The 950-nt window shown below is 47.4% G+C and carries 1 pseudogene; it reads right to left on the minus strand.

What is annotated here, in order from left to right:
• Positions 1-950 (minus strand): annotated as a pseudogene (locus B4F08_RS13450) (ATP-dependent DNA helicase RecG); the annotation flags it as partial.

A 950-nucleotide genomic window follows, 5' to 3' on the forward strand; every position in this document is an offset into this window, starting at 1 on the left:
GCCAAAATTTCAGTCGGTGCCATTAACGCCACTTGCCAACCTTCTTCTAAAGCATGACAGGCTGCGACGCCTGCGACCAAGGTTTTGCCTGCACCGACATCGCCTTGAACCAAACGTAGCATCGGTTTATTGAGTTTTAAGTCGTGTACAATTTCTTTGGAGACGCGCTTTTGTGCATTGGTCATTTCAAAAGGCAGGCTACTGAGCAGTTGTTTGGCAAACTGACGACTGGCAGAAATACGTGGGGCTTCAATCTGTTGGATATAGGCACGACGGCTTAATAGACTGACCTGATGCGCAACCAACTCTTCAAAAATCAAACGTTGCTGGGCTGGATGTGAGCCTTGGCTCAGTTGCAGCATATTGGCATCTACAGGAGGGTGATGGATGTAGTCCAACGCCTGTTTAAGTGCATAGCCATTGGTAAATTTTGCGGGCAGTAGTTCAGGTAAATCATCACTGTGCTTGGCGAGAGCCTGTTTGATGTATTCACGAAACTTCGGTTGAGTCAGCCCTTCTGTACTGGGATAAATCGCAGTCAGTTGAGTTTGTGGAAGTGGCGTATGCTCTGTAATGAGTTGAATTTCAGGATGATACATTTCCAAGCCACGCGCGCCCACGCGGACTTCACCAAAAATACGCAGACGATTACCGATCTTTGCGCGGTCCGTTAAACCTTTATAAATATGGTAAAAGCGTAAAGTCACTTTGCCAAAGTCATCTTGCAGTCCAATCGCCATTGATTTACGTTTACCCGGCGGAAAGTCCACACCTTGAATCGTGCCTTCGAGTAAGTAGCTACGCCCCACAGTCAATTGGTTCATGGGGATGATCGTGCTACGATCTTCATAGTCTCGTGGCAGATGAAACAACAGATCATCTGTAGTGAAGAGATTCAACTTTTCAAGTAGTGCAGCAGAGGCAGATCCGACCCCCTGCAACTGATGGAC

The sequence above is a fragment of the Acinetobacter sp. UBA6720 genome (genome assembly GCF_002454215.1).
Classification (GTDB): Bacteria; Pseudomonadota; Gammaproteobacteria; order Pseudomonadales; family Moraxellaceae; genus Acinetobacter.